Annotated in this window: 3 protein-coding genes; all 3 read left to right on the forward strand. The window is 39.1% G+C overall.

Annotated elements, in window-relative coordinates; genetic code table 11:
- Positions 1–381: 381 nt before the first annotated feature.
- Genes EII23_RS11560 through dcm form a run of 3 tightly spaced genes read left to right on the forward strand, consistent with a single transcriptional unit; the run spans position 382 to position 3399 of the window.
- A complete protein-coding gene (locus tag EII23_RS11560; RefSeq protein WP_221620396.1) occupies positions 382–573 on the forward strand; it encodes a helix-turn-helix domain-containing protein in 192 nt (63 codons plus the stop codon).
- A 2-nt stretch (positions 574–575) separates the two neighbouring features.
- Complete coding sequence (locus EII23_RS11565) at positions 576–2201, forward strand: Alw26I/Eco31I/Esp3I family type II restriction adenine-specific DNA-methyltransferase (RefSeq protein ID WP_185702390.1); 1626 nt, start codon at positions 576–578, stop codon at positions 2199–2201.
- Positions 2194–3399, forward strand: a complete 1206-nt coding sequence (gene dcm / locus EII23_RS11570; protein ID WP_124793500.1) for a DNA (cytosine-5-)-methyltransferase — start codon at positions 2194–2196, stop codon at positions 3397–3399. Before EII23_RS11565 ends, dcm begins: the two co-directional genes overlap by 8 nt.
- Positions 3400–3503: the final 104 nt, after the last annotated feature.

Genomic DNA, 3503 nt, shown 5'->3' on the forward strand with positions numbered 1-3503 from the left:
CTGTCTGTAAACCGTGATTTTTTCATGTAAAATCTCCCGCTTCATGAGTATGGGAAATTCTACTTTCAAACGCTACCATTTTTTGGGGGGATTACACTCTGTCCTGCCCTCTCAAATGCCCATACAGTAGCACCCGTAGGAAGATTTAAGGATATATAACTCATTATTATGCCTACTTATTCTTATCTATGGCTATGAATTACAATCTATGCTTGACGATTGAAGAAAATTGCTACCTGCATCTAAACATTACACCGTAAAACTAACGGTATCCTAAAAGATAAAATCTAAAGCCATATGCCGAATAGCTGACACCGTCAGTGTTGACCTATAAGCGACTGAAATGTACTGTGTTGCCATACAAACAGGAGGGCATTGGGAATGGAGATGAGCCAAGCTTTGACCGTTAAGCAGGTCGCCAGCCTTCTTAATGTAAATGCACGAACCGTGTACCTAATGGCAACAAATGGCAAATTGCCGGGGTTTAAAGTCGCGGACAACTGGCGCTTTCTGCCTTCTGATATTTACAAATGGATCGAGGCACAAAAATATTTAAGTTCCAATTTGAAATAAATATGAATCACTTAGAATATATAAAATCTTCTTGCGGCTGCAACATCCCGTTCTCATTCGGTGTAAAATCCACAGGAAAATTCTACACTCCAGATGTTATTGCAAATAGAATCTTTGATTTAATATTTGACAACATAACAATCCAAAATAAAAAAATTTTTTCGATTGTTGACCCTTTTGCAGGCGATGGACGGATGGCTTGCTGGTTCATCAACAGATGGATAAAAAAGTGCCTTCCAAAAGTGAACTGGAACGTTCATTTATATGACATTGAAATGGAAGGGCTTAAACTTGTGAGCGATCAAATAGAAAATTTAAAAAAGTGTGGTGCGTCAGTGAGCGCACATATCCATCACGGAGACTCTTTTCGCCTACTCTGTGACTCTTATGATGAATATGATTTTGTTCTCACAAATCCTCCATGGGAACTTATTAAGCCAGATACAAGAGAGCTTTCATTTTTGGATGATGATATAAAAAGTAGATATATAACTGAAATGAAATCTTATGATTTGTTTTTGGCTCAGGAATATCCACTGTCTCAGCCCAAAACGAAGTATGCTGGCTGGGGAACAAATTTGTCACGCGTAGGTCTAGAGTTGGCTCATCGTATATGTAAGCCGAATGGCTTCTGTGGAATTGTTTTGCCCGCATCATTTTTTGCAGATGAGCAATCTCAAGGATTAAGAGATTTTTTGTTGATTGATAATAAATTAATAGATATTTCATATTATCCATCAGGAGCAAAATTATTCAGCGGAATGGATTTTGATTCATGTTCTTTAGTTTATGAAAAAGAAAAAAGTGGAAACAAATGTATTAATATTACGATTTTTGATGAAAAACTGAATACAACGTCATCAGATTCTTTTAGAATAAAAGAGAGTTGTCCTATTCCCATTACAATGGGGGTTAAAAATTTAGGAATATTAGAAAAAATGCAAGCAGAGTGCGGCACTTGGGGAGAAGCCGAACAAAACGGTAGATTGTGGGCAGGAAGAGAGCTTGATCAGACTGGAATTGATAATTTTTTAAAACCAGTTGGCAATGGGTATTTATTTATAAAAGGAAGAATGATCGGGCGATATGAAATAACAGAACAACCATCCTTGAACGTATGTAAGAATGGGTGGACGCCTCCACAAAGTTGCGATTTTCATAGAATTGCATGGAGAGATGTATCACGCCCGAGTCAAAAAAGACGCGTTATAGCCACTGTTATTCCACCTAAAATTATCGCAGGGAATTCTCTAGGCGTCGCTTATATACGAAAAAGCACATTGGAAGAACTATACTCTCTTCTTGGAGTCATGAACTCACTGTGCTTTGAATTTCAACTAAAAAATTATTTAGCAACCGGCCATATTTCCCTTTCTTCGCTAAGAAGAGTTGCAATTCCAGATGTTGGTTCGTTGTCTAGATTCAAAAAATTATCTGAATATGTAGCAATGGCATTGTGTGGAAACAAAAAAAATATAGACAATATTGAAGCTTATGTTGCCCGGAACATATATAAATTGTCAGAATTTGAATTTAACAATATTATAAATTCTTTTACAAAAATATCAGCTGAGGAAAGGAATTCCCTTATAAAAGCATATGCCGAGGAAAGTTGCTGTGATGTTTAGCAAAGGTACAACAAGTGAAATCGCTAATCATGCTACTGCGAAGCTTAGCGAACTAGATATGCGTATTGTAAAATCTGTTCCTGAAGGGGGAAACTGGAAAAATATCCCTGAAGATATTCCCTCAAAAAGGATTTCTCAGATCAGAGAAAGTTTTCGGCAAGGGCTAGGTAGTCGTTCTACGTATTATGGGCGGCTTTCGCGAAACTACCCTTCATATACCATCAACACGTATTTTAACCGGCCAGGCAATGGCTGCCATATTCATTATGAACAGGATCGGGTACTATCCCAACGGGAAGCGGCACGACTTCAATCTTTTCCTGATAGCTTTAAATTCTTCGGTTCACAGTCTGCAATTAACACACAGATTGGCAACGCCGTACCACCTCTATTAGCTTTTCAAATTGCAAAGACAATAGAAAGGTCCATCGGAGAAGCGGGCTGTTTTATCGACTTGTTTTCTGGGGCGGGTGGATTGGGGTTGGGATTCAAGTGGGCTGGGTGGAAACCTCTCATGGCATCCGACATAAATCCAATTTTTTTGAAAACTTATGCAGCGAACGTACATGATTACGTTTTGACGGGTAGTATGTCCGATGCTTCTTTTTTGAAGAAATTATGCGTTATCACCACGAAAATGAAAGAGGAATGTTCAAACACTCCCTTTTGGGTGCTTGGTGGCCCTCCGTGCCAAGGTTTTTCGACAGCAGGAAAAAAACGAAGCATGGAAGATCAGAGAAACCTTTTATTCTTATACTATAAGCAGTTCCTTTCTGAAGTGAAACCGGATGGCTTCATTTTTGAAAATGTTGCAGGGCTCTTGAATATGGAGAAAGGCAATGTTTTTGCAAGAATAAAGGCTGAATTTAGCGAAGCTATGCCGGTCATCAACGGCTGGGTTCTTAGCTCTGAGAACTATGCTATCCCTCAACGGAGAAAAAGGGTGTTTCTTATCGGAGGAGCCAATAAAGACTTCGCCGTTCCCACACCGCATGAGTTCACTTCGCAAAAAAGTGGACGGAATAATTGGATAACTGTAGAAGAAGCGCTCTGTGATTTGCCAGTACTTAACCCTGGAGAGGACGGTTCTTCAAAAAGCTACGCCACACCTCCTATTACTTTTTACCAAAAATTTATGAGGGGCGTAATTACTCCCGCCGCCTATTTAAATGAAATTAATCTTTTTAGTACACCATAACTACAATCTAGATAGTGTCGTCAAACTATGAATAGTATGATAACACCTCTTCCTGCATGACAGGAGAAGCTATGCGCGCACATCGACGACACGATATTTGTGAC

Origin of the sequence: Desulfovibrio sp. OH1186_COT-070 (genome assembly GCF_003860215.1) — a bacterium.
Taxonomy (GTDB): Bacteria; Desulfobacterota; Desulfovibrionia; order Desulfovibrionales; family Desulfovibrionaceae; genus Desulfovibrio.